13 protein-coding genes are annotated in these 22,706 nt (G+C 46.7%); 8 read left to right on the top strand and 5 right to left on the bottom strand.

The window, feature by feature from the left end; all coding sequences use genetic code 11:
* Positions 1-276: 276 nt before the first annotated feature.
* Entirely contained in the window at positions 277-1,614 is a 1,338-nt protein-coding gene (locus FW758_RS11245; protein WP_446445415.1) for a leucine-rich repeat-containing protein kinase family protein, read from the bottom strand.
* Positions 1,615-1,846: 232 nt separating this feature from the next.
* Here FW758_RS11245 and FW758_RS11240 point away from each other — a divergent pair, with 232 nt between their 5' ends.
* Positions 1,847-3,298 (top strand): LysM peptidoglycan-binding domain-containing protein, encoded by a 1,452-nt coding sequence (locus FW758_RS11240; protein WP_446445414.1) that lies wholly within the window; start codon positions 1,847-1,849, stop codon positions 3,296-3,298.
* A 175-nt stretch (positions 3,299-3,473) separates the two neighbouring features.
* On the opposite strand, the gene FW758_RS11235 is transcribed toward FW758_RS11240, so the two are convergent.
* Both FW758_RS11235 and FW758_RS11230 read right to left on the bottom strand, forming a co-directional pair.
* Positions 3,474-4,595 (bottom strand): sterol desaturase family protein, encoded by a 1,122-nt coding sequence (locus FW758_RS11235; protein ID WP_106651750.1) that lies wholly within the window; start codon positions 4,593-4,595, stop codon positions 3,474-3,476.
* A 159-nt stretch (positions 4,596-4,754) separates the two neighbouring features.
* The gene (locus FW758_RS11230; protein ID WP_446445413.1) at positions 4,755-6,128 is read right to left on the bottom strand and encodes a DUF4397 domain-containing protein; all 1,374 of its coding nucleotides are present in this window, start codon (positions 6,126-6,128) and stop codon (positions 4,755-4,757) included.
* Positions 6,129-6,503: 375 nt separating this feature from the next.
* Here FW758_RS11230 and FW758_RS11225 point away from each other — a divergent pair, with 375 nt between their 5' ends.
* Positions 6,504-9,221 carry a DEAD/DEAH box helicase gene (locus FW758_RS11225; RefSeq protein WP_446445412.1) on the top strand — a complete coding sequence of 906 codons (2,718 nt, stop codon included), beginning with the start codon at positions 6,504-6,506 and terminating at the stop codon, positions 9,219-9,221.
* A gap of 150 nt (positions 9,222-9,371) precedes the next feature.
* Here FW758_RS11225 and FW758_RS11220 read toward each other — a convergent pair whose 3' ends face one another.
* Positions 9,372-12,179, bottom strand: a complete 2,808-nt coding sequence (locus tag FW758_RS11220) for a M16 family metallopeptidase (protein ID WP_446445437.1) — start codon at positions 12,177-12,179, stop codon at positions 9,372-9,374.
* 630 nt (positions 12,180-12,809) lie between these two features.
* Here FW758_RS11220 and aroQ point away from each other — a divergent pair.
* Complete coding sequence (aroQ, locus tag FW758_RS11215) at positions 12,810-14,093, top strand: gamma subclass chorismate mutase AroQ (protein WP_446445411.1); 1,284 nt, start codon at positions 12,810-12,812, stop codon at positions 14,091-14,093.
* A 224-nt stretch (positions 14,094-14,317) separates the two neighbouring features.
* Here aroQ and ansB read toward each other — a convergent pair whose 3' ends face one another.
* Positions 14,318-15,376 carry an L-asparaginase 2 gene (gene ansB, locus FW758_RS11210; protein ID WP_006083145.1) on the bottom strand — a complete coding sequence of 353 codons (1,059 nt, stop codon included), beginning with the start codon at positions 15,374-15,376 and terminating at the stop codon, positions 14,318-14,320.
* 555 nt (positions 15,377-15,931) lie between these two features.
* On the opposite strand from ansB, the gene aspA reads away from it, so the two are divergent.
* From aspA to FW758_RS11185, 5 genes are all read left to right on the top strand, one after another.
* Complete coding sequence (aspA, locus tag FW758_RS11205; protein WP_012196633.1) at positions 15,932-17,371, top strand: aspartate ammonia-lyase; 1,440 nt, start codon at positions 15,932-15,934, stop codon at positions 17,369-17,371.
* Positions 17,372-17,485: 114 nt separating this feature from the next.
* Positions 17,486-18,787 (top strand): anaerobic C4-dicarboxylate transporter, encoded by a 1,302-nt coding sequence (locus FW758_RS11200; protein WP_006083147.1) that lies wholly within the window; start codon positions 17,486-17,488, stop codon positions 18,785-18,787.
* A gap of 139 nt (positions 18,788-18,926) precedes the next feature.
* Positions 18,927-19,652, top strand: a complete 726-nt coding sequence (locus FW758_RS11195; RefSeq protein ID WP_006086136.1) for a fumarate reductase cytochrome b subunit — start codon at positions 18,927-18,929, stop codon at positions 19,650-19,652.
* A gap of 151 nt (positions 19,653-19,803) precedes the next feature.
* Positions 19,804-21,813, top strand: coding sequence for a fumarate reductase flavoprotein subunit (locus FW758_RS11190; RefSeq protein ID WP_006083149.1), 2,010 nt, complete (start codon positions 19,804-19,806; stop codon positions 21,811-21,813).
* A complete protein-coding gene (locus tag FW758_RS11185; RefSeq protein ID WP_006083150.1) occupies positions 21,810-22,535 on the top strand; it encodes a fumarate reductase iron-sulfur subunit in 726 nt (241 codons plus the stop codon). Before FW758_RS11190 ends, FW758_RS11185 begins: the two co-directional genes overlap by 4 nt.
* The last annotated feature ends 171 nt before the right edge of the window (positions 22,536-22,706 follow it).

The following is a 22,706-nucleotide window of genomic DNA, read 5'->3' as shown; positions in this document are numbered from 1 at the left end:
TCTTACTATTCAACGGACATCCTATCCGACAACAGCAAACCGGATTGAACCCAAGACTAATACCCAGTCCTCCAAAGTGCTTATTCAGCAATTTGAGGTTATTTGGGTATACAGCCTATAGGCATAATCCCTGTCAGTGCCAGTAAAAATACTGTTACACATTTAAACAAAACAATGAGTTAACGAAAAACCTAATCGACAAAACCTAAATCACACAAAACTACATAAACCACAACAAACTAGAAACAGATGTAAAGCCAGCCTGTTAGCAAGCCACTATTTGCCTTTTAGCAGGGCTCCGATGGCCTTTTTTACGTCTGCAAAACAGGGGCGCTGAGTCACATCTAACTGCATACATTCGTCTTTAATCGCACTCAATTTTTTATAGTATTCAGGGCCAACCGAGCCACTCACATAAGCCAACAGATCTTCAATCAAGCAGCCCAGCGCCCGCACTTCAATCGCCTCCATCGCCAAGCGCTCGACTGTAGACAGATTGCGTAAATTGGATGCCGCACCAAAATCACCAAACAACAAGTTCATCTGTTGATTAACCATAATGTTATGGGCGTAGACATCGCCATGGCTCACTTGCTTAGCGTGCATGTGCGCCATCGCATCGGCGAGTTGGAATGCCATCATTGCCACCTCATCAAGGCTGAACTGGGTATCGGCATGAAAAGTATCGCGGGTGCAACTTGCTAAGCTTGGCGGTAAGCCTAAATTGCTAAACCCCGGCGGGATAAGCTCCATCACTAAGCCCAATTGATCTTTTTGGCTGATGTGCGCGACCACCTTGATAAGGCTCGGATGATCTCCCGTTGTTAGGCAGCAATCTAACTCGTCGGCGGGATAACCATCGCTGGTCACTTCCCCCTTAAAGAGTTTTACCGCAATCTGCGATGAACCCGTCATGGCGATCATGGCTTGATTCAACCAATCACCTCGATAAATTATCCCTGAGGCGCCTTCACCCAGTTTTTCTGCCAACTTAATATCATCCAGAGTCACATTTGCCACAGTGGCCACATCGGCATGGGGATCGACTAAGGTATGGCTGAACGGATTACCCGCAAACGCGAGCCAAGTTAACTTAGGCAAACCCAATAGCCAAGCTGGCAGCGCTTGCAGTTGATTGGCCGATAGGCGCACCAATTCTAAGTTACGGCAATTGGCCATCGACTCGGGCAAAACCGTTAACCGATTACCCGCTAAGGCTAATTTTTGTAGACGAGGTAAATCGCCCATAGCCGCAGGCAAGGTTTCGATTTGGTTATCGGTAAGAATGAGCCAGCGAGTTTGCAGCGGTAACGCAGCGGCAGTCACAGTACGGATTTGATTCGCCTTAAAGCCAATCATCTCTAAACTTTCACAGCGTCCTAATGCCTCGGGTAAATGCTCGAAGCGGTTATTAGAAGCAAAGATGATCTTTAAACGCGATAATCGGTACAGGTCCTCGGGCAAAGTATTCAATTGATTATTCGATAAATCGAGGATTTCGAGGGTATCGGCTAAGTCAAAAATCTCCCGCGGAAACTCGGTTAACTCCTCTACCAATTGTAAACGCGTGATCCCTTGTAACTGCCCTGCTCTTAACTGCGCTAACGTCTGCACTTTGCTACCCAAGTCAATGAAAAATCGCCGCTATGGTAGCGCATTAATAGCTAAAGCTAAACGCAAGATATCCAGCCAAAGGGCAGCACAATCGGCGCTAAACGTGCGTTAAGCAGGCGTTAGGCGGGCGCTGCAAATAGGGGGAAACCGTGGGGGAGCTATCCAGAAACGCGAAAACAGATTAGCATGTGCACCAATATGGAATGCCCAGTTAACTCATCACAGGACAATCATGCGGAAACATTTTCGCCAAACGCACTCTTTTACAGTGCTAATGCTGGCCATGTTTGTGGCCCAATTGAGCGGTTGCGCGACCACGTCGGCAAGCCCATCAACCACAGAATTCAATGCCCCAGCAAATGATGTGAGTAACGCTAACGAGCACTCGCCACAACACCAGCAGCACACGCCACCCGCTGTGGTTGAGCAGTACAGCGACGTTTGGGAAAAGATCCAACACGCCAACACCATTGACGTACATGACGATGCCGAAGTGCGCAAACAGCGTAACTTTTTCGATGATAAACAGGAATTTATGAACCAAGTCGGCGAACGCGCCGAACCCTTTTTGTATTACATCGTCAGCCAGCTCGAAGCCCGTAATATGCCATTAGAATTGGCGTTATTACCCATAGTCGAAAGTGGTTACAATCCACTGGCACAGGCAAACGGCCCAGCTGGACTGTGGCAGATGATCCCAGCCACGGGGCGTAATTTTGGCTTAACGGTTAATTCTGCCTACGACGGTCGCAAAGATGCACTGGCCTCAACCGATGCCGTGCTCGACTATCTACAGCATTTGTACGACACCTTAGACAAAGACTGGATCAACGCCGTCGCCGCCTACAATACCGGTGAATTGGTGATTAAAGCCGCCATCGACAAGAATAAAGCCAAGGGTAAACCAACGGACTTTTGGTCGCTGGGCATTCCGGCGAAACGCGTACAAACTGTGCCTAAGTGGCTGGCCTTTATTCAAATTATTCGCGCACCCAATCATTACAATCTAAAAGTGCGACCGATTGCTAACCGCCCTTTCTTAGATAGAGTCCCTGCGCCCAGTGGCGTGGATATCGGCCAAATCGCCAATGCGGCAGGGCTGAGCAAGGCAGAATTTAAAACCTATAACCCGGGCTTTCGCCAAGGCGTGATCCCGAGCAAAGGCAAATATCAGATCGCCTTACCGCTGGAAAACATAGGCCAATATCAGGAAAATCACGACAAACTCTACGCCCAAAAACGCTATGACAGCCAAAGCTATATCGTTAAGTCCGGCGACAGCCTAGGCACAATCGCGGCTAAGTTTGATACATCAGTCAAGGCATTAAAACAGGCTAATAACCTGACCTCTGATCGCCTCAAAATCGGCCAAGAGCTCACACTCTTAACGCCAATGGCAGCCAATGATAATGAGCCAGAACCCGCTAAAGCCAACACTAAGGCCGATAGCAAAGTCAGCAGCAAGTCATCGACTAAAGCAAATGCCAGTGGCACTAAAGCCGCCAGCTCAAAATCGGCCGACAAGCCTGCGGTAAAAGCGAAAACCTATAAAGTGAAATCCGGCGATTCACTGGATAAAATCGCCCGTAAGAATAAGGTCAAACTGGCTGATTTAATGAAGTGGAACCAGCTCAATGGCAAGAGCATTATTAAGCCAGGCCAAGAACTGAAAATCAGCGAATAACGCTTGCGATATTAACTGCAAAAAAGCCCAACAAAGCGCCAATTAAAAACGCTGTGTTGGGCTTTTTGCTGTCCCAGTGCCAGAGTTAACCATCACTTAAACATTGCTACTCAGTTGACCTCACATTGACTCCCAGACAATGACTCCAAAACAAACCACTCCAAATGCAGCGCCGTTATTTTGTGTCCTTCTTCGCTAAACCGAGGGGATATAATTGCTGCTTAAACATGCCAACGGGCATGTAATCACCGACGACACCATATTGCTCTGGCCACTCTTTCTGACCTCGAACTGCGGTTCCAAAGAGGTAATCTAAAAATGAAAAATGGGCGGCATAGTTACGATCTATAGCCGCCTTATCGGAAGCATGGTGCCAATGGTGGAACTGCGGGCTGACGATTAAGTAACGTAGCCAACCGAAGTTAACTTGGACATTGGCATGGTTAAATACCGCCTGTACGCCAACGATAATGACATAAATACTGATGATATCTTTGGAAAATCCCAAGATAAAAATCGGCGTAAGTACTAGACAGCGGGTGGCGATCAACTCAAACATATGCTGCCTTGATCCCGCCAGCCAATCTAAATGCTTGGCGCTATGGTGCACCGAATGGAAACGCCACAGGAATGGGATCTCATGGTAAGCGCGATGCGCCGCATATTGCATTAAATCGGCGACCAATAGAATCAACAGCAGTTGCAACACAAAGGGCAGACCCGCGATAAAGCTTTGCACTGTGCTGGAAATGGCCCAAGAAAAGGTCGACTGCACAAATTGATTCGTCACCAATAATACAAATCCAATCGCTAAATGATTCACCAAAAAATGATTTAAATCCCCTTGCCATTCGGGTCTCAATATTGGCTGTTCAGGTTTATGGGGTAGCCATTTTTCGATAAAAATAAAAATTAAGGTTGAACCTAATAAGTCTAAAATAAACCAATCTAACCCTAGTGAGACCTTATGATTGGCAAAAGGCTCGACCTCGACTTGATGACCACCAAAGGCAATCGCCAAGCTCACAAATACCCAAGCGACAAAGCCAAATCGTTTATTTTTATTTCGAATAAAATTTAATAAACCTAAGCTGCCCGACACCACTAAGGCGACAAATATCAAACTGCGAATAATATCGACGTTATAACTTTGGCGTAATTCGGGGGTAGTCAGGTATTCAGGGAAATGAAACGCCAATACACCTAAAAAAGATAATATGGCTAACATGCACGCTATGGTACCGCTAATACTGCCTTCACCAATTTGGAAATGGCCATCTTTAAATCCTTTGCTAATCACAGTGAACTCCTTTTCCTATGCTGCTCGCGTTATCCACACAACCACCACTCAGCTTAATTTTTGCCGATTAGCCTACATTAACCCCACTGCCACAATCAATAAAAAGCGCTACCTAAGTAGCGCTCTTGTATTAGCTAAGTTCACTCACCTTAACGGTTAGAGCTTAATCAAGTTATAACCAAAGCTAGTGGCAGCATCTTTATTCAGCACCATAGTGACATTATCTTCATTGCTGAAATCCATTAAATCGGAGGCATAGACAACGGTTTTAGTGCCGTTTTCGACTGCGATGACTTTAATAGAATATTCGCCTGCAGGTACAGTCACTGACTGAGGGCTAGCTGGGTTGACCGCAGTGATTTTATTTACCGCAGTTTCAATCGTGTCATTTGCTTTTAAGAAATATACAGTGAGATTACTTTTATCGGCAAAACTCACGATGTCAAACTTAAAGCTATAGGGACTTGGCGTCTGAGTTTGCTTCATCTCCATCGCCTTCACTTGGCTGCCCTGCTCTGTCGCCTGCTCGTAAATGAAGATGGTTTTAATATCATCTTGATTAAGGGTGATCAGCACATTGTCGAGTAATTTAGCTTGGCTAGTATGGTCAAGTACGCTCACACCAAAGTCATTAAACTCGGCGCCTTGGTAAGCTGTTACGCCGAAGGGGGCTACATTGCTAAATAGCGCTTCTTGCTTACTACTCACCACTTTCACATCAACATTATGTGTAGCCAAACCGTTGAATACTCTGAAGTCTACACTGCTTTCGAGGGCGACATGGTTACGCACATTGGTGGTTGAGTCGACGCTGTCTAAACTGATTTTAGCGGCTGAAGCGCCAAAGCTTTCCCTTAAAATCAACTTATAAGGCACCTTGGTTTTAAAGTTAATGCTTGCCGTGGTGTAACTGATATTGGTCGTACCCGCCGCAGTCAGATAAATTTTATAGTCGCCCGTATCTAAAATCTGTGGTGTTGAAACCTCACCATAGGAGACGCTGCCTAGCATCACTGCATCGGCAAAGCCTTTATCCGCTTTGGCAATATAGGCATCGTAGGCAGGTGCATCAGTCGCAGTGTGTGCAATCAATAATTGCATCTTGCTCTTGTCCGCTTCGGCATTTTGTTTATCGAGCTCGGTACGCGAGTAATTGATATTCAAAAGGGCTGGCGAGGCAAAATCCCCATGCAATACAAAGAAATGGTCGGTTGCCGTTTTTAAATCGATATTCTCTTTGTAGAGTGAAATATCTTTATTTGCCGCATCCTTACCGATCACCTCTACCTCACTCACACCGGGGGTAGATGTAAATCGTGGCATCGCATCTGCGTAGCTCACGCTTTCATAGGTTTTATCGCCAATCTTCAGCGCGGTAGCAGTGATCCCCACTGTCGCATTATAGAATTGTACATAAGTATCAGTTTTAGAGGTATCCTCATCCTTGTCATTATCAGAACCACCGCAAGCGGTCACGCCTAAACAGGCGAAGGTCAAAACCGCGAATCCCTTTAGCTTACTTTTTATCATTGTTTCCCTCATTAGCAGACAAAAATTCAGTTCAGTCTACGCAGTTATACAATGACAACAATGGCAATTTCCACTAAAAACAAAAACAAATATTTCACAAACTCAAACACTTAACAAACATTTCAATAACACGCCAGATACTGATACAAACGCCACTTTTCGGGCCCTTAATTGATACAAATGCGATTGCTGATACCTTAGTTCACATCTACAAAAACGCTTCCGCTCCAGAGAAATAAGGCTGGCATATCGAATACCTCTCTTTTAGGCTATTGCGACCATGGAGAAATCATCCACAGTTGGTGCAAACCTTGTTCGACTTATACGATTGAGTTACTCTCGCACCGCCAATTAAGCCTTTGGGATGGATAGGGTTTGCAAGGGATTCTTAACTACTACAAACAGTGTTTTCAACACGATAGTGCTGAAATTAACCTTTGGTCTAGCCACAAACTTGCTGAGCAAGAAAAGCTATTGCTCCAAGGTGAAGACGAGTTAAGCAGTGGCTTTCTGCCTCGCTTGCCGGTGCCATTTGCTCCTGCCTCCGCATTAATGGCGCGTAGTGCCTTGTATCTACGTGAAAAAGTATTATTGCACTCTTGTCTGTTTTTCTGCGGCACTGTCGAGCTTAATGGCGAAAAACGTAAAGTCGTCACGCCACTGCTGTACCGTGAATGCCAGTTACAGGCCGATGGCGATAACATTTACCTCGAATCTAATAACAGCTTCTCTGGCGGCGGGCCATTCACCATCAATGAAGCCCTGTTAGAAAAATTAGTCATTGAAGGACACAGCTTAAGTCAAGAGTTACGCGATAATCCAACGGATGTCAGTGGCTGGATAGCTTGGCTGCGGGCGGGCCAAGCCGATGTTGATACCAGTCATTTATTGCATTTTCCCAAGCTGATCGATGAGACTGAATTCACTGGCTTATGCCGTAAACGTGGGCGGTTTATGGTTAGTCGCAGCCAAATTATTCTTGCAGAGCGTTCGCAGGCAAGTCGAGGCATATTGCACGAACTCGACAATCTCATCACAGCGCCCTCACACTCTGCGCCGCTTCAAGCGCTGTTTAGGCAAGCGCCAACTCGAGATTCAGTTAGTCACAATGTCGATACCCAAGAGAATTACCTTCCTGGGCTATTAAGCCGCGCACAAATTCAAGCCTTAAAGGTGGCGGCCAACCATACTTTGGGGCAAATATCGGGCCCACCGGGAACGGGTAAAAGTTACACCATAGCCACAGTGGCGGCGGAGCAGGTATTAAGGGGTAAATCTGTACTCATCGTAGCCCATACCGATGTTGCCGTTGATGTGATTGCCGATAAGTTGCAGCAACAATTCCAGCTTGGGAGCAGCCTTATTCGCGCCGGCTCGCCGCAGTTTATTAAAGTCCTTAAAAACCAGATAGATGAAATGCTTCATGGTCAGCATCCTGCGACTGCTGAAACCCTCTCAGATATCCTACTACTCAATGCAAAACAGCAACTTAATACTGTGACTCGCGAGCAAACCAAAATGGAAGCCGGTTTTATACACCATTGCCGCCACGCCATACGTCGCGGCCAAAAACTGGCGACCTTACAACAAGGACAATCACGCTGGCGCTTAGGATTTTACAACTGGGCTTACCGTGCCGGGATCAAACAGTTTGCTCAGCAATGGGATGTGCTCGATAAATTAACCGCCCTCATAACCCAAAAAGAAGACTTAAGCCTCAAATACTTACAATTGGCCACTCACTATCGATTAAACCAATTACTCAAACATAAGCGCAGTACGCTGGTGAGTTTTGCCAGTGCACTTCGCGCTCGGCAGTCCGCTAAGCAACTCAACGGTTTCTACAAAACGGATTTTGATGCCTTAAAGCAAACCTTTCCCATTTGGTTATCTAGCCTTGCCAGCTTGCATAAAGTGCTGCCCATGGAGCAGCAAATGTTTGATCTAGTGATTATTGATGAAGCCACCCAAGCCAATATTGCCGCCTGTTTACCGGCCTTGCAGCGGGCAAAAGCAGCACTGGTGGTGGGCGACAGCAAACAGCTGCGCCATTTCTCGTTTTTATCCCGCGCAAAACAAACCCAAATCCAAACCCAACTCGGACTTGCTGCGGATTGCCGCGGCCTAATGAGCTACCGTGATGCCAGTATGCTCGACTTAGTATCACAATCCCTTGCGAGCCAATCCCAAGTGGTATTTTTAAATGAGCATTTTCGGAGTAAACCTGAGCTGATCCAATTTAGTAATCAGCAGTTTTATCAAGGCATGCTGAAAATTATGCAGCACAGACCCTGCACGAGTTCAGGACACTTACATAGAATACAAGTGACAGGCGCGCGGGATAGCAAGGGAGTTAACAGACTAGAAGCGGAGGCATTAATTCAAAAGTTATCACAACTGATTGATGACCAAATGAATACATTAGTGCCCGCCAGCATTGGTGTGCTCTCCTGTTTTCGCAATCAAACTGAGTATTTATCCCAGCAGATCCTCGCACGCTTTAGCGCACAACAAATAGAACGTCATCAATTGAGGATTGCCACGCCCTTTGGTTTTCAAGGGGAAGAGCGCGATATCATGCTGCTGTCGTTTAGCATTACGGCCAACGACAGCCGCGCCGCCGTGTATTTAAATCGAGCCGATATGTTCAATGTCGCCATCACCCGCGCTAAACAAATGCAGTGGCTATTTTTATCGGTACAAGCGCATGAGCTCCCCAACAATAATTTACTGGCAACTTACTTAACATCGGCGGGCCAATTTCAAGCGGCGCACAATTATGTCGATGCCCTCGATAGCTTCGGCCAGTCGGTGGCACTCGCGATTGAAGCAAAAGGCATAACAGTCTGGCGCGCCTACCATATGGCGGGGCTAGAACTGGACATTCTGTGCCGCTATGGTGACCAATATTTAGCGATAGATTTAATCGGTTACCCAGGACCTTGGGCGGACTTTTTCGATATTGAACTGTATAAACTCTTACAGCGCGCAGGCATTAAACTTATCCCCGTGAGCTATGGGCTTTGGTGTCAGCAGCGGGAACTGTGTATCCAACAAATCTGCAATCAATTTAAGCTAGAACAATCGAATTAAACAATAAGCATCTCACGGATGACATCTCCGTTGACGACCGATGAAATAGGCCAAGACTGAACGTTGGAGTTAGAACAAAATATCCCCTGCACTGGCTAGCACAGGGGATATGGCGGTGAATGATCAATCTTCTATTCTATGCACCAACACTCATTGCTGGGGTTCAAGTGGTGCAGGAAGGACTTGGATGGTTAAACTGCCATCAGCTGGCAAATATTGCTGTGCCAGTTTACTGAGCTCAGCCGGTGTCATCTTCTGTGCCAACACTTGCCTTTGTTTGAAAGCAGCAAAGCGTCCAGGATAACTCTGGGCATTTGATGCCAAATCTAACCAAAAACCATTGCTCTGCGGCGCGGCTTGCATCCATTCAAGCACAGGTTGGCGGGCTCGGTTAAGTAAGTCTTCGCTAATCCCCTGCGGCTGCTTCACTTGGTTAACTGCAGCGGTGAAATACTCGGAAACCGTTGGCAACATGGCTTGAGTCGTCACGCTAAATAGACCGAGATAACCGTAACCGCTGGCATTGAGATCATTGTAAGAAAAGGCCGATGGCGAATAACTCGCGCCCGCTTTTTCTCTCACGTTCTCCGTTAATAGGATGCTGAGCACTTGCTCCAACAATCCCAGTCCAGCGTGTTGGCTTAGGTGAGTCATATCCGTTGTTGGCCACACCATGGCCAGCGCTGCTGAATCTGGATGACCATAGTGTGTTAACGTCATCTTAGCAGGCACTTTCGGGAACACAGGCACTAGCGATTGGCCATTTTCAGTGGGGCTGCGTTTGATTGCTCCGAGAGTTTCAGCCACAGCAGTAATGGCGCTGGCTTCGTCGAAATCCCCCACTATGGCGATTTCAATTGCTCCTTGCTCGACGGCTGAATGGAAACTCGGCGCCAGCTCTGCAAACTGACGTTTTAAAATGTCTTCCGGTTCACCATAACCATAACGTTTATCACCACTGTGGGAGATACGGTCAAACTGATTAGAAAACTCAGTTTGCGGGTTGCTATGGAGACTTTGCTGCTCGGCAATCACTTGCTCGCGGAACAATTGCTCGGCCTGCTTATTCATGCCGGGTTCAATCAAAAAGGCCGTCATTAAACCGAGCTGCGTGCGCAGTTCTGCAGCATTGGTACTAATCTCACCGCCAAAACTCTGCTCACGCACGCCTAGGTTAATGGAAATATCTTGCCCAGCAAAAATCTCCTGCAGGCTTTCATAATCATGGGCCTTGAGTCCACCCTGCACAAACGCACTGTTAAACAGATAAGATAAGCCATCTAACTCAGGGAATGGCACTTCACCAAAGCCTATGTTGAGGCTGACCAAAGTAGTGCCTTTATTAAAGTCAGTAGGCTTAAGATTAAGGCGTACGCCATTGGCAAACTGTAGCTGGCGAATGCCCGTTTCGGCATCGCGACTATCGGCCACTAACTTGCCTTGATCGCCAAATTGAGTGTATGCAAACTCGTCAATCGCCTTAGTTGCTGGCGTACTCACAGCTTGTTTGCGGCTTTTCTCATAGCTAGCGATAAGCTGTTTTTCAACATTTTCGATGGGCTTATTGCTCGTCAGATACAGATACGGCGTAGCATTCCATGTCTGATTAAACACTTGCTTTAGCTTTTGCGGCGTCACTGTCGGCAGTATTTTTTCAAAAAATGCCAGCTGCCACTCAGGCTCTACAGGCACGCGATTTTCCGCGACCGAATACACTAACCACTCGGCAATATTCACACTGTGGATAGTAGTGCTACCCGCTGCGCTGAGCTGATACCCTTTGTGCATACGTTTGATTTGTTGGTCAATTTCCTGCTGACTAAAACCAAACTCTTGTGCTTGGCGCAGGGTTTGCTCCAATATTGCTATGCCCTCTTGCCAGTTATTCTCCTGCGTACCTAAGCTCATTTGAGTGCCATAGGCGATATCAAATTGATCCCCAACCTGCAGGCTAACGCCAGATAAACCTTGGCTGTGCAGTCGCTGCGACTCCATTCTGCGATACAAGATGCCGTGGGCAAGTTCGAGCAGTATTTCCTGCTCTCGTACGGCAGGGCTGTCGGCAGGGTATGCCATAGGCTTGAGCATACCGAGTGAAACCGAGGTCGATAGGCTAGGATCGAAAAATGCCGCCGCATCGACGCGTTGACGCTCTGCGACAGTGCCTAGCGCTTGCGGCTTAACCTTCGCCGCCAAAGGCGCGGCCTGCCAACTGGCAAACTGTTGTTTTATCTTTTGTTCAACTGCGGCTACCTCGATATCACCCACCACAATTAAGGTGGTGCGTGAGGGCGTGTAAAAACCTTGGTATAAAGACAGCAGCGTCTCGCGAGTAGCATTCTTGATGCTGTTCGCCTCACCCACAGGTAAGCGCTTTGACAACAGTGTATCTGGCATTAAAAACTGTAATTGATTGCGGTAATTCTCCAGATCCGCACCGCTGCGCTCACGCAGTTCAGCCAATACCACAGCTTTTTCACGCTCAATAAGCGCCGGGTCGAGTAATAAATTACTGCCAATTTCGCGCATTAAAAACAAAGCGGTATCGACTTTATCTTGGCTATTACTGGGCAAGTTGAATTGATAAACCGTCTGCTGAAACTCAGTCACAGCATTGGTATCGGCGCCAAAACTCAGACCAAGACGCTGCAATGTCGGGATCATCTCCCCCGCAGCCAAACCCGTCGAGCCATTAAAGGCCATGTGCTCAAGAAAATGCACTAACCCCTGCTCGGTATCAGACTCCACCACTGAGCCCACATCCACCCGCATACGTACTATGACAGCCTGCTCTGGCGTCTTATTGCTCACTAATAAATAGCGCATGCCATTGGCAAGTTCACCGGTATGGATTCGCCCACTCATGGGCAAGTCAGCCGTCCCCACCCACTGCGGCTCTTCGCTCGCCTGTAGCGGTAACGCCACACTTAATAATGCCAGCAGTAACCACTGGCGCATCAAACTAATCACCTTGAAATTGTTCATTAAAATTCGCACTTTTCCCCCAAAATCAAATAAGAAACCTAGGAAGCGCACACCTAAGTTTCAGATAAAATAAGCTTTCACTATAGTACCTAAAGTACTTTAAGTCACAAAATCAATACCTTATGCCGTACTAAAAGAGCAGTAAACTTCCATTATCAGTGCAGAATAATAAGCTTAACTTTCACAGTATTCGCATCAACACACATCATGACATCAATACATCCAGAGCAACGGATGCTCTAGCTCAGAACAGCAGTAAAGGTCTCGATGAGTAGCTATATAATCAATTGGTTACTGTGTTTAGAATAATGCGCCCCTTGTAGAACCTCGTTTGAGACTAAGGCCACTAGGATGTGTACGGATAACATGATGACAGGATAGATCCCCACCGCTTTTAGGCTAACAATTTCTATCAATACTTTACTGTGTAAATTAACCGAAATAGGAAAGCGATACAGGGCGTGTTAAACCAACAATTACCCATCGAGTCTATGGATATCGTCAGCAATCTCCACAAAGTCATACTCACGTTAAGCCACAATGCCCGCGATCCCTAGCCTTTACAGGGCTAAACCTAGCTGATATTTTTAGGCGCTATTTTCTATGACACTTGTCCTAATTATGATCTTAATCACTTTTCGCTATTACAGTATTCGATTGCACACTCTTTTATGCTTAAGCGTGTTCGCACTTTTATCCTTACCCGCCCTAGCTGATACCGATGAAAACGCTAAACTTTATGCGAACATGAATTCGCGCCTGAGTTACATGCAGCAAGTCGCGCTGTATAAATGGCAGCATCAGTTACCGATTGAAGACCTCGCGCGCGAGAAAATAGTCTTAGCACAAAGTGTCACGGCAGCAGAGTCGCTCGGGATAACCTCAGCAGCGATAACCGATTTCTTTCAAGTCCAGATAGAATTAGCCAAAAAAATTCAAAGACAGTACCACCAGCAATGGCGTGAACATGGCTTACCCCAAACATTGCAAACTAAGCAAAACACTAAACTTAGTTTAGATAAGATCCGTCCCGCATTGACTACCCTCGGCCAAACCATTATCGAGCAGATTGCTGAACATCAAGATCAACATGATTTCTCCGTGTTTAATCTCGCCATCGATACCCCTTTGGTCAGTATCGAAGACAAAGCAGTGTTATTTCGGTCTCTCAGTCTTATAAAGCCAAAAGTCTATTTGTCGACATTGGATAAGATCATCGCGGAGAAGATCCTTTATGTTGGCACAACGGGTGACTACGAGCCTTTCTCTTATTTCGAAGCAGGCAAGATAAAAGGTATTGATATAGATTTAGCTAATCGACTTGCTGATTCCTTAGGTGCTCAAGCGGTATTTTTACCCACCAGCTGGAGCAATTTAATTACAGATCTCAGCAGCAAACGCTTCGACATCATGATGAGTGGTATCTCTAAACAATTATTTCGACAACGTGTTGGCCTACAATCCGATATTTACCTTGAGGATGGAAAAACACCGATTAGCCTTTGTGCTAAAAAAGAACGATATGATTCGCTCGCTAAAATAGATAAGCCAGATACCCGAATGATCGTGAATAAGGGCGGCACTAATCAACGCTTCGTCGATGCCAATATTAAACAAGCTAAAATCACAGTTCACAGTAGCAATGTGACTATTTTCCAAGAACTCATCGCGAATCGTGCCGATGTTATGATCACGGATAGAGTTGAAGTCCAATTACAAACTAAGAAGCATCCAGAATTGTGCTCCACCATGCCTAATAATTTAAATTATTCTGCTAAAGCATTTCTCATGGGCAGAGATCCTATTTGGAAAGAATATGTTGATGCATGGCTTGAATTAAGCATTAAAGATGGCTCTGTATCCAACATTTTTAATCAATATATTTAGACTAATCTTGACGTGTCGAGCAGAGCTTTTGAGTATTTTAACTAGCTTATGATTGCAGTTCTAAGAGTCAGCTTAGTGTGTTTAAATTAACGATAAACTTTGTGAGGCATCACCTCTTTATCTTAAGATTTCAAGCTCTGCCGATAAAAAAGCCAGTCGGATGTTGCCGCTGGCTTATCTAGCAAACATCAATCTTATTAAGTATTAGCCACTCAACTGAGATCCTAAAACTGTTGAAACCAACGTTGGATCTGCTGTGGATCTTTGCTTTTCGTTAAAGATAGCATCAACAAAATACGGGCTTTTTGCGGGTTAAGATTACCTGCTGCAATAAAACCATATTTAGCGTCGTCTATTTCGGCATCGAGCGTCGTTGCGCCGGTTGGCACTCGGCTAGAGCGAACGACTAAGGTGCCTTTTTGACTCGCTTTAGCTAAAACATCGAATATAGAGTGGTAGATATTACCGTTACCCACACCGGCACTGACTATGCCATCAAAACCCGCTTCAACCATGGCTTTGGCTGGTAAATCACTGGCATTGGCGTAGTTATACACTATGCCTACCTGCGGTAACTTGTCGAGTTTGCTGACATCAAAAGGCGTTTGCGTAGTATGTTGACGCTCAGTATTACCCATATATTCAATCTTGCTGTTATGGATCACGCCAAGCGGGCCAAAGTTAGGCGCAGCAAAGGTATGCACACCTGTGGTATTCGTCTTAGTGACGTCGCGGGCGTTCAATACGGTATCGTTCATCACCACTAATACACCTCGACCTTTAGATTCAAGGTTCGCGGCGGTCGCGACGGCGTTATACAAATTCATTGGACCATCGGCGCTCATGGCGGTTGATGGACGCATAGCGCCAACTAATACCACAGGTTTATCGCTCTTGATGGTGAGGTTTAGAAAATAAGCGGTTTCTTCTAAGGTGTCGGTGCCGTGGGTGATGACGATACCGTCGACCTCTTTATCGGCCAGTAACAGATTGATGCGCTTGGCTAACGCTAGCCAAACTTTATCGTTCATGTCCTGCGAACCGATTTTAACCAGTTGCTCACCTTGAATATCGGCAAGCTGTTTCATTTCAGGCACGGCCGCAATTAAGCTACTAATGCCCACTTCACCAGCCTGATAGTTAGACTCAGTGGCCGATTGCCCTACTCCGGCAATGGTGCCACCCGTGGCAATGATCCGTACCTGTGGAAGCGCCTGCGCCGCAGAGGAGAGGACTAACCCTAAGGTGACCGAGAGCAAGAGCTTACGCATTGAAAAATTCATGCTTACATCCTTTTATTAATAATAAACGCTCCACAGTGTGCACTATTATTTAAGTCTAACCGTGATAATTCTCACTAAAATGAAATAACAAATTTAGCGTTATCTAATTGATTATTTAAAACTTAAATAAAACACCATGCATTTATTATTGAGTAGATTTAACTAATCAATGATTATTCGCGACTGATAAAGTGAAAATTAAATAGCGTACGGTTTATTTAGATTCAAAAACACTTGAGTAAATATGTCGCCGATTGGTTAACAAATAACAAATCTATAGCTAATTTGCATCAAAAAGTAATAGCTCACACTAGCTAACCGAGTTGAGATGCTTATCTAATAAACAAAACAAATCTACCATTTCAAACAGTTAAGTGATCCCCATCTAAATCCTGTTATTGCCAAAGCGTTAAGATCTGTGTCGATAGTCAAGGAGACGATTCTCCTTCATGTTTTCGATGAGTTATTTTTGAAGTGTTACGCATACTTATGTACGCACCACAACTCAATACTCGGAGATATATCTTACTATTAACCGGATTTAATAGGATCGAAATGAAAGATACTAATAGCGTACGGATCGAAGAAGATTTATTGGGAACGAAAGAAGTGTCCAATGAATTTTATTACGGCATACATACATTACGTGCCATCGAAAACTTTAAGCTGAGTAATCAAAAAATTTCCGATGTACCTGAATTAGTCCGTGGCATGATGCTAACAAAGAAAGCAGCTGCCATGGCCAATAGCGAATTAGGCGCTGTAAGTCCTGAAATCGCTGACAAGATTATTGAAGCGTGCGATTTGATACTCACAACGGGCCGATTTGTGGATCAATTCCCAGTCGACGTGTATCAAGGGGGCGCAGGCACTTCAGTCAACATGAATACCAATGAGGTATTAGCCAACGTTGCACTGGAGATCATGGGGCTTGAAAAAGGCCGTTACGATGTCATCAATCCTAATGATCATGTCAACAAGTGCCAATCGACCAACGATGCCTATCCAACAGGCTTCCGTATTGCGGTCATCAACAGTACCGATATTCTGCTAGATGCATTAACTGACCTTATCAGTGCCTTCGACACTAAAGCCGCAGAGTTTAAAACCGTCTTAAAAATGGGCCGCACTCAGTTGCAAGATGCCGTGCCTATGACCTTAGGCCAAGAGTTTCATGCCTTTGCTGTCACACTGCGAGAAGAAATTAAGTCCATCAAGCGTTGCCAAGAGTTGTTGTTAGAAGTGAACTTAGGCGCAACGGCCATTGGAACCGGCCTTAACACGCCAGTGGGTTATTCCTCACTCGCCATTAAACATCTGGCTGAAATCACTGGCCGTGCTTATGTGCCAGCGGAAGATTTAATCGAAGCGACCTCCGATTGTGGCGCCTACGTCATGCTGCACAGTGCGATTAAGCGCATGGCGATTAAAATGTCCAAGATTTGTAATGACCTACGCTTACTGTCATCGGGTCCACGTACAGGTCTGAAGGAAATCAATCTGCCTGAATTACAAGCGGGTTCTTCTATCATGCCAGCTAAGGTTAACCCTGTGATCCCTGAGGTCGTCAATCAGGTTGCCTTTAAGATTGTCGGCAACGATATCACTATCACTATGGCCGCCGAAGCGGGCCAGTTACAGCTTAACGTCATGGAACCTGTGATTGGTCAGGCGATGTTTGAGTCACTCAGTTTAATGGGTAATGCCTGTATCTCCCTACGTGAGAAATGCGTTGAAGGTATCACTGCAAACCCAGAGATCTGTATGGCCCATGTGATGAACTCCATCGGGATCGTGACCTACCTTAACCCCATCATCGGCCACCATGAGGGTGACATCATTGGCAAGATTTGCGCCCAAACGGGTAAAAATGTCCGTGAAGTGGTACTCGAACGTGGTTTGTTAACGGTTGAAGAACTCGATGACATTCTCTCGATTGAAAACCTGATGAATCCTAAGTATCAAGCTAAACGCAGCAGCAAAGCCAAAGTGTAACTCAGTGGGGCTGGGGAGCCTTCCCCGGCCCAAAACTCGATGATTCAAGAATAAGCCAGCGCATAGTGAATATGCGCAGGCTATTGAAATTAAAAACAAAATAGAGTTAACACTATGATTATATTAGAGATAATTATCGTACTCGGGGCCATTTACCTAGGTGCAAGGATGGGTAGCATGGGAGTCGGCTTTGCGGGCGGTGTCGGGGTACTGATACTGACCGCAGGGATGGGACTCAAACCGGGCAATATTCCGATTGATGTGATCCTCATCATTATGTCGGTTATCACCGCGATTGCGGCCATGCAAGTATCAGGAGGGATGGATTATTTAGTCTCACTGGCAGAAAAATTACTACGTAAGCATCCAAAACAAATCACTTTTCTGGCACCTGTAGTCACTTATTTCATGACACTCTTTGCAGGAACAGGCCACACAGCATTCTCAACCTTACCTGTTATTGCCGAAGTCGCAAAAGAGCAAGGTATTCGTCCCTCTCGTCCTCTTTCTATCGCCGTTGTCGCGTCCCAAGTTGCCATTACCGCTTCACCGATTTCGGCGGCAGTCGTGTTCTTCTCAGGCATTCTAGAACCCTTTGGCGTGGACTATTTAGTACTGTTAGCCGTATGTATTCCTTCAACTTTCTTAGCCTGTATGGTCGGCGCCGTTGTTGCTAACTTAATGGGTAAAGAGCTGGCTGATGATCCGATTTATCAAGACCGTTTAGCTAAGGGCTTAGTCAAAACACGCGGTAAAACTGAGATCAAAATTAAAGCCGGCGCAAAACGATCTGTGATGATTTTCTTACTGGCGATTGCGGCTGTGATGGCCTACGCCACTGCGATATCTGACAAAGTCGGCTTGATTGTTGACCCTGTACTGCCGCGCGACGCCGCCATTATGGTGCTGATGCTCACAGCAGCTGCAGCTATCACGATTTTCTGTAAGTTAGACGCAAGTGAAATCTCCAATGCGGCCACCTTCAAATCGGGTATGTCAGCCTGTGTTTGTGTGTTAGGTGTGGCTTGGTTAGGCGATACCTTAGTGTCGAATCATATCGAGGAAATCAAAGATTTAGCAGGCACCTTACTGCAAAGTCAGCCTTGGTTATTGTCGGTAACCCTGTTCTTTGCCTCCATGTTGCTCTACTCCCAAGGCGCAACCACTAAAGCACTGATGCCTGCGGCCTTAGCCATTGGCGTGAGTCCTTTAACTGCCGTTGCCTCTTTTGCCGCCGTCAGCGCACTGTTTGTATTGCCCACTTATCCCACGCTACTGGCTGCGGTTGAGATGGATGATACCGGCTCGACTCGGATTGGTAAGGCAGTATTTAACCATCCGTTCTTGGTCCCTGGCGTAGTGACGATTGCCACCAGCGTGGCATTGGCCTTCCTGTTTGGCGGCATGATGCTGTAGCGCAACTTTACCCAAAGTGTTCTAAGGGCTAATGCCAATAATTGGATTAACCCTCTTCTTTTAATCTGGATCTAAAGACTTTGTGTTGGCGTGATGCAGGTACATTCACGCCACCACAAACCTGGTAAGAGGTGAATTAATGTCAGCGAAAACGCGTGTTCCTACCGCCATTAACGGCGGACCATTTGGCCAAGCCTGGTCGGCTAAAGCAGACTGCTTACAAAGTGCGACAGGGCTTATATTGGGTATTTTCCTGTTATTTCATATGCATTTCGAGGCGAGCATTTTATTTGGTAAAGAAACCTTCTTTCACATGGTGCAATTCTTAGAAGGCAGTATGTTTAGCTCAACGGGTCATGGCTTCCCCATAGTGACCAAGATCATTTCAGTCATTATGCTGGTGATTGTTGCTGTACATGCCGCCACCGCACTACGTCGTTTTCCAGTGCAATTAGGCCAATGGCGAGCGATGCGTGGCTTCATGTCGAGTATCAAGCATAGAGATACCCAAGCATGGTTCTGGCAGATGATCACCGGGTTCTTACTGTTTTTCTTAGTGTCAGCCCATCTTGCCACTATGATTTTAAACCCTGATATTGGCCCTCACCTTTCGGCCGAAAGGGTTTACCACGATAACGCTTGGCTCTTATATGTGGTGTTTTTACCTATCGTGTTATTCCACGGCATCGTTGGTTTATACCGAGTGATATTAAAGTGGGGTGTGAGTAGTAACCGCCCACTTATCCGCACTATAGCGCAAGTATTGATCGTCTATTTATTGTGTTTAGGCACATTAAGCCTAGTGACCTATATCAATATTGGTATCGAATTAGTTCTGCCAGTACAACCGTTTATTCCTCAGTAATGGGCATGACGCTATCGGCGCACTTAGCCTGTATAGCAAGACAAACAACATACGGATCCTCCTCTGATACATAGTTGCCGCGCATCTATGCCCGAGGAGTGCAATGATAAATCCATGAAATGTTATCTAAATTATTAGATAAGGATCTGATTTGAAAATCATTTATACAGACTCATTAGTCATTGGCGCAGGATTGGCAGGCCTCAGAGTCGCGATTGCCACCAAAGAGCGAGGCCTAGATACCTTAGTGCTATCGTTAATTCCCGCAAAACGTTCACATTCGGCCGCCGCACAGGGCGGAATGCAAGCCAGCCTAGGCAATACAGTTAAAGGCATGGGCGATAACGAAGACATTCACTTTCAAGACACGGTAAAAGGTTCTGACTGGGGTTGTGACCAAGACGTCGCCCGCATGTTTGCCCACGTTGCACCGAAAGCGATCCGCGAACTCACTAACTGGGGCGTGCCTTGGTCAAGGATTTCCGCCGGCCCACGTGAAGTCATCATGAATGCGCAAAGGGTAACGCTCAATGAGGCCGAAGAAGCTCACGGCCTAATCAATGCCCGCGATTTTGGTGGCACTAAAAAATGGCGTACCTGTTACACCGCCGACGGCACTGGCCACTCTTTATTGTATGCAGTGGATAACCAAGCCATTTCTATGGGTATTCCAGTACATGAACGGATTGAAGCCCTGTCGCTTATCCATGACGGTAAGCGTTGCCATGGAGTCATTGCCCGCTGTTTAGTCACAGGTGAACTGCGCGCTTATGTTGCCAAATCTACCACTATCGCCACCGGCGGTTATGGCAAGATTTATGAAATATCGACCAATGCCACCATCTGCGAAGGCATAGGCCAAGCGTTAGCACTCGACACAGGTGTCGCCACCTTAGGCAATATGGAAGCGGTGCAGTTTCACCCCACCGCCATAGTGCCCGCGGGGATCCTCACCACTGAAGGATGTCGTGGTGATGGCGGTATTCTGCGCGATAAAGACGGTCATCGCTTTATGCCAGATTACGAGCCAGAGAAAAAAGAACTCGCCTCCCGCGATGTGGTTTCACGCCGCATGACAGAACACATGCGCAAAGGCAATGGGGTCGAAAGCCCTTATGGCCCGCATCTATGGCTGGATATTACGCAGCTGGGCCGTGAACATATCGAAACTAACCTGCGCGAAGTGAAAGAGATTTGTGATTACTTCCTTGGTATCGATCCTTGCAAAGATTGGATCCCCGTCAGGCCAACCCAGCATTACTCTATGGGCGGCGTACGCACCAATGCCACTGGCGAGAGTCCACAACTCAAGGGGCTGTTCAGCGTCGGAGAAGCGGCCTGTTGGGACATGCACGGCTTTAACCGTTTAGGCGGTAATTCGGTGGCAGAAACTGTGGTCGGCGGCATGATCATCGGCAAATATGTGGCTGATTTTTGTGAGAATAACGATTTAGAAATTGATACTGCGCTGACTCAAAAATTCATCGATAAGTTACAGCAAGAAATCGATGGACTGGTCGAAGGCAACGGCACAGAAAATCCCTTCCAAATAAAGAAAGAAATGCAACGCATCATGATGAACTACGTCGGGATTTTCCGTAATGGACCCGAATTAGATAAAGCCATCAAAGGCCTGAAAGACTTACTGCTGCGGGCAAAAAATCTCGGTCTTAAATGTAAAAAGCGTCACGCTAATCCTGAGTTAGTTGAAGCACTACGCGTCACCCGTATGTTGAAAGTGGCCCTCACCGTCGCCTGTGGCGCAGAGGCTCGCACTGAAAGTCGCGGCGCCCATTCACGGGAAGACTACCCACAACGCAACGATAAAGATTGGCTTAACCGCACACTGGCAACTTGGCCAGATGCCGAGTCACTGGAACCTGTGCTGCGTTATGAAGCGTTAGATGTGATGAAAATGGAGCTACCACCGGGATACCGAGGCTACGGCAACGATAACACTATCGCCCATCCTGATACCGAAAAACGCGTACAAGAAATCAATCAAGTGCTCGCGCGCTTAGGTGACGATCCCGATAGAAACACACTGCAGCGAGCCCTAATGCCATACGAGCTGCCAAGTCATCTGCAGGCTCCCAATGGACGCCTCAGCGATACCTTAGCGATCACTCCAGCCCAACCGGTAGGGAATAAACCACTATGAGCCGTCAAATCAGCTTTAATATCTTCCGCTACGATCCGCAAGATGGCCAAGACAAGCCAAAGATGGAACGTTATCAGTTGACTGAAACACCGGGCATGACAGTGTTTATCGCCTTGAATCAACTGCGAGAACAACAAGATCCCTCACTGCAGTTCGACTTTGTCTGCCGCGCGGGCATCTGTGGCAGTTGCGCCATGGTGATCAATGGTTTCCCCACATTGGCCTGTCGCACGTTAACGGCGAATTATCCCAATGGCGAAATCACCCTAATGCCACTGCCCGGTTTCGAACTGATTGGCGATTTGTCGGTGAACACAGGCAAATTTATGCGCGAACTGGCCGAACGCTTAAAACTCTGGCTGCATCCTAAACCCGATGATCAGGACATTCATCGCCTCGAAAATCCAATGGCACCTGAAGAAGCCGCGCGGATCTATGAGCTGGAACGCTGCGTCGAATGTGGCGTTTGTGTGTCTGCCTGCGCCACCAAACAAATGCGTGACACCTTTGTTGGTGCGGTTGGCATGATGAAAATTGCCCGCTTCGAAATGGATAGCAGAGACAGCCGTAGTGCGGATGATTTCTACCATGTGATTGGCAATCAAGACGGCGTCTTCGGTTGTATGACGTTACTCGGCTGCCAAGATAACTGTCCTAAAGATTTGCCGCACATGCAGCAAATTGCTTACCTGCGCCGCAAAATGGCCGCAAGCATACTCTAGTTTTCCTTAACCTAAAGTCCCGCTGCGTTAGCGGGGTTTTAGGGCAACACCTTTCCCAAACCAGCGGGCAAATCATATCTGCCCGCTGCAAATATGCGACGCCTTGCCTCTGAGCGAGACGCCCCCTTGAGCACTATCACAAGTGCAGATCCTTACTACTAGCAGTACTGT

The sequence above is a fragment of the Shewanella sp. 1180_01 genome (assembly GCF_052850535.1).
Note: the sequence above shows the minus strand (reverse complement) of the source record. Positions and strands in the feature narration are given on the sequence as shown.

What these genes read in the sequence shown, in the direction of transcription:
- FW758_RS11185 (WP_006083150.1), top strand. Translation starts at nt 21,810, where the DNA reads ATGAGCCGTCAAATCAGCTTTAATATCTTCCGCTACGATCCGCAAGAT.
- FW758_RS11230 (WP_446445413.1), bottom strand. Translation starts at nt 6,128, where the DNA reads ATGATAAAAAGTAAGCTAAAGGGATTCGCGGTTTTGACCTTCGCCTGT.
- FW758_RS11200 (WP_006083147.1), top strand. Translation starts at nt 17,486, where the DNA reads ATGATTATATTAGAGATAATTATCGTACTCGGGGCCATTTACCTAGGT.
- aspA (WP_012196633.1), top strand. Translation starts at nt 15,932, where the DNA reads ATGAAAGATACTAATAGCGTACGGATCGAAGAAGATTTATTGGGAACG.
- ansB (WP_006083145.1), bottom strand. Translation starts at nt 15,376, where the DNA reads ATGAATTTTTCAATGCGTAAGCTCTTGCTCTCGGTCACCTTAGGGTTA.
- aroQ (WP_446445411.1), top strand. Translation starts at nt 12,810, where the DNA reads ATGACACTTGTCCTAATTATGATCTTAATCACTTTTCGCTATTACAGT.
- FW758_RS11240 (WP_446445414.1), top strand. Translation starts at nt 1,847, where the DNA reads ATGCGGAAACATTTTCGCCAAACGCACTCTTTTACAGTGCTAATGCTG.
- FW758_RS11220 (WP_446445437.1), bottom strand. Translation starts at nt 12,179, where the DNA reads ATGCGCCAGTGGTTACTGCTGGCATTATTAAGTGTGGCGTTACCGCTA.
- FW758_RS11195 (WP_006086136.1), top strand. Translation starts at nt 18,927, where the DNA reads ATGTCAGCGAAAACGCGTGTTCCTACCGCCATTAACGGCGGACCATTT.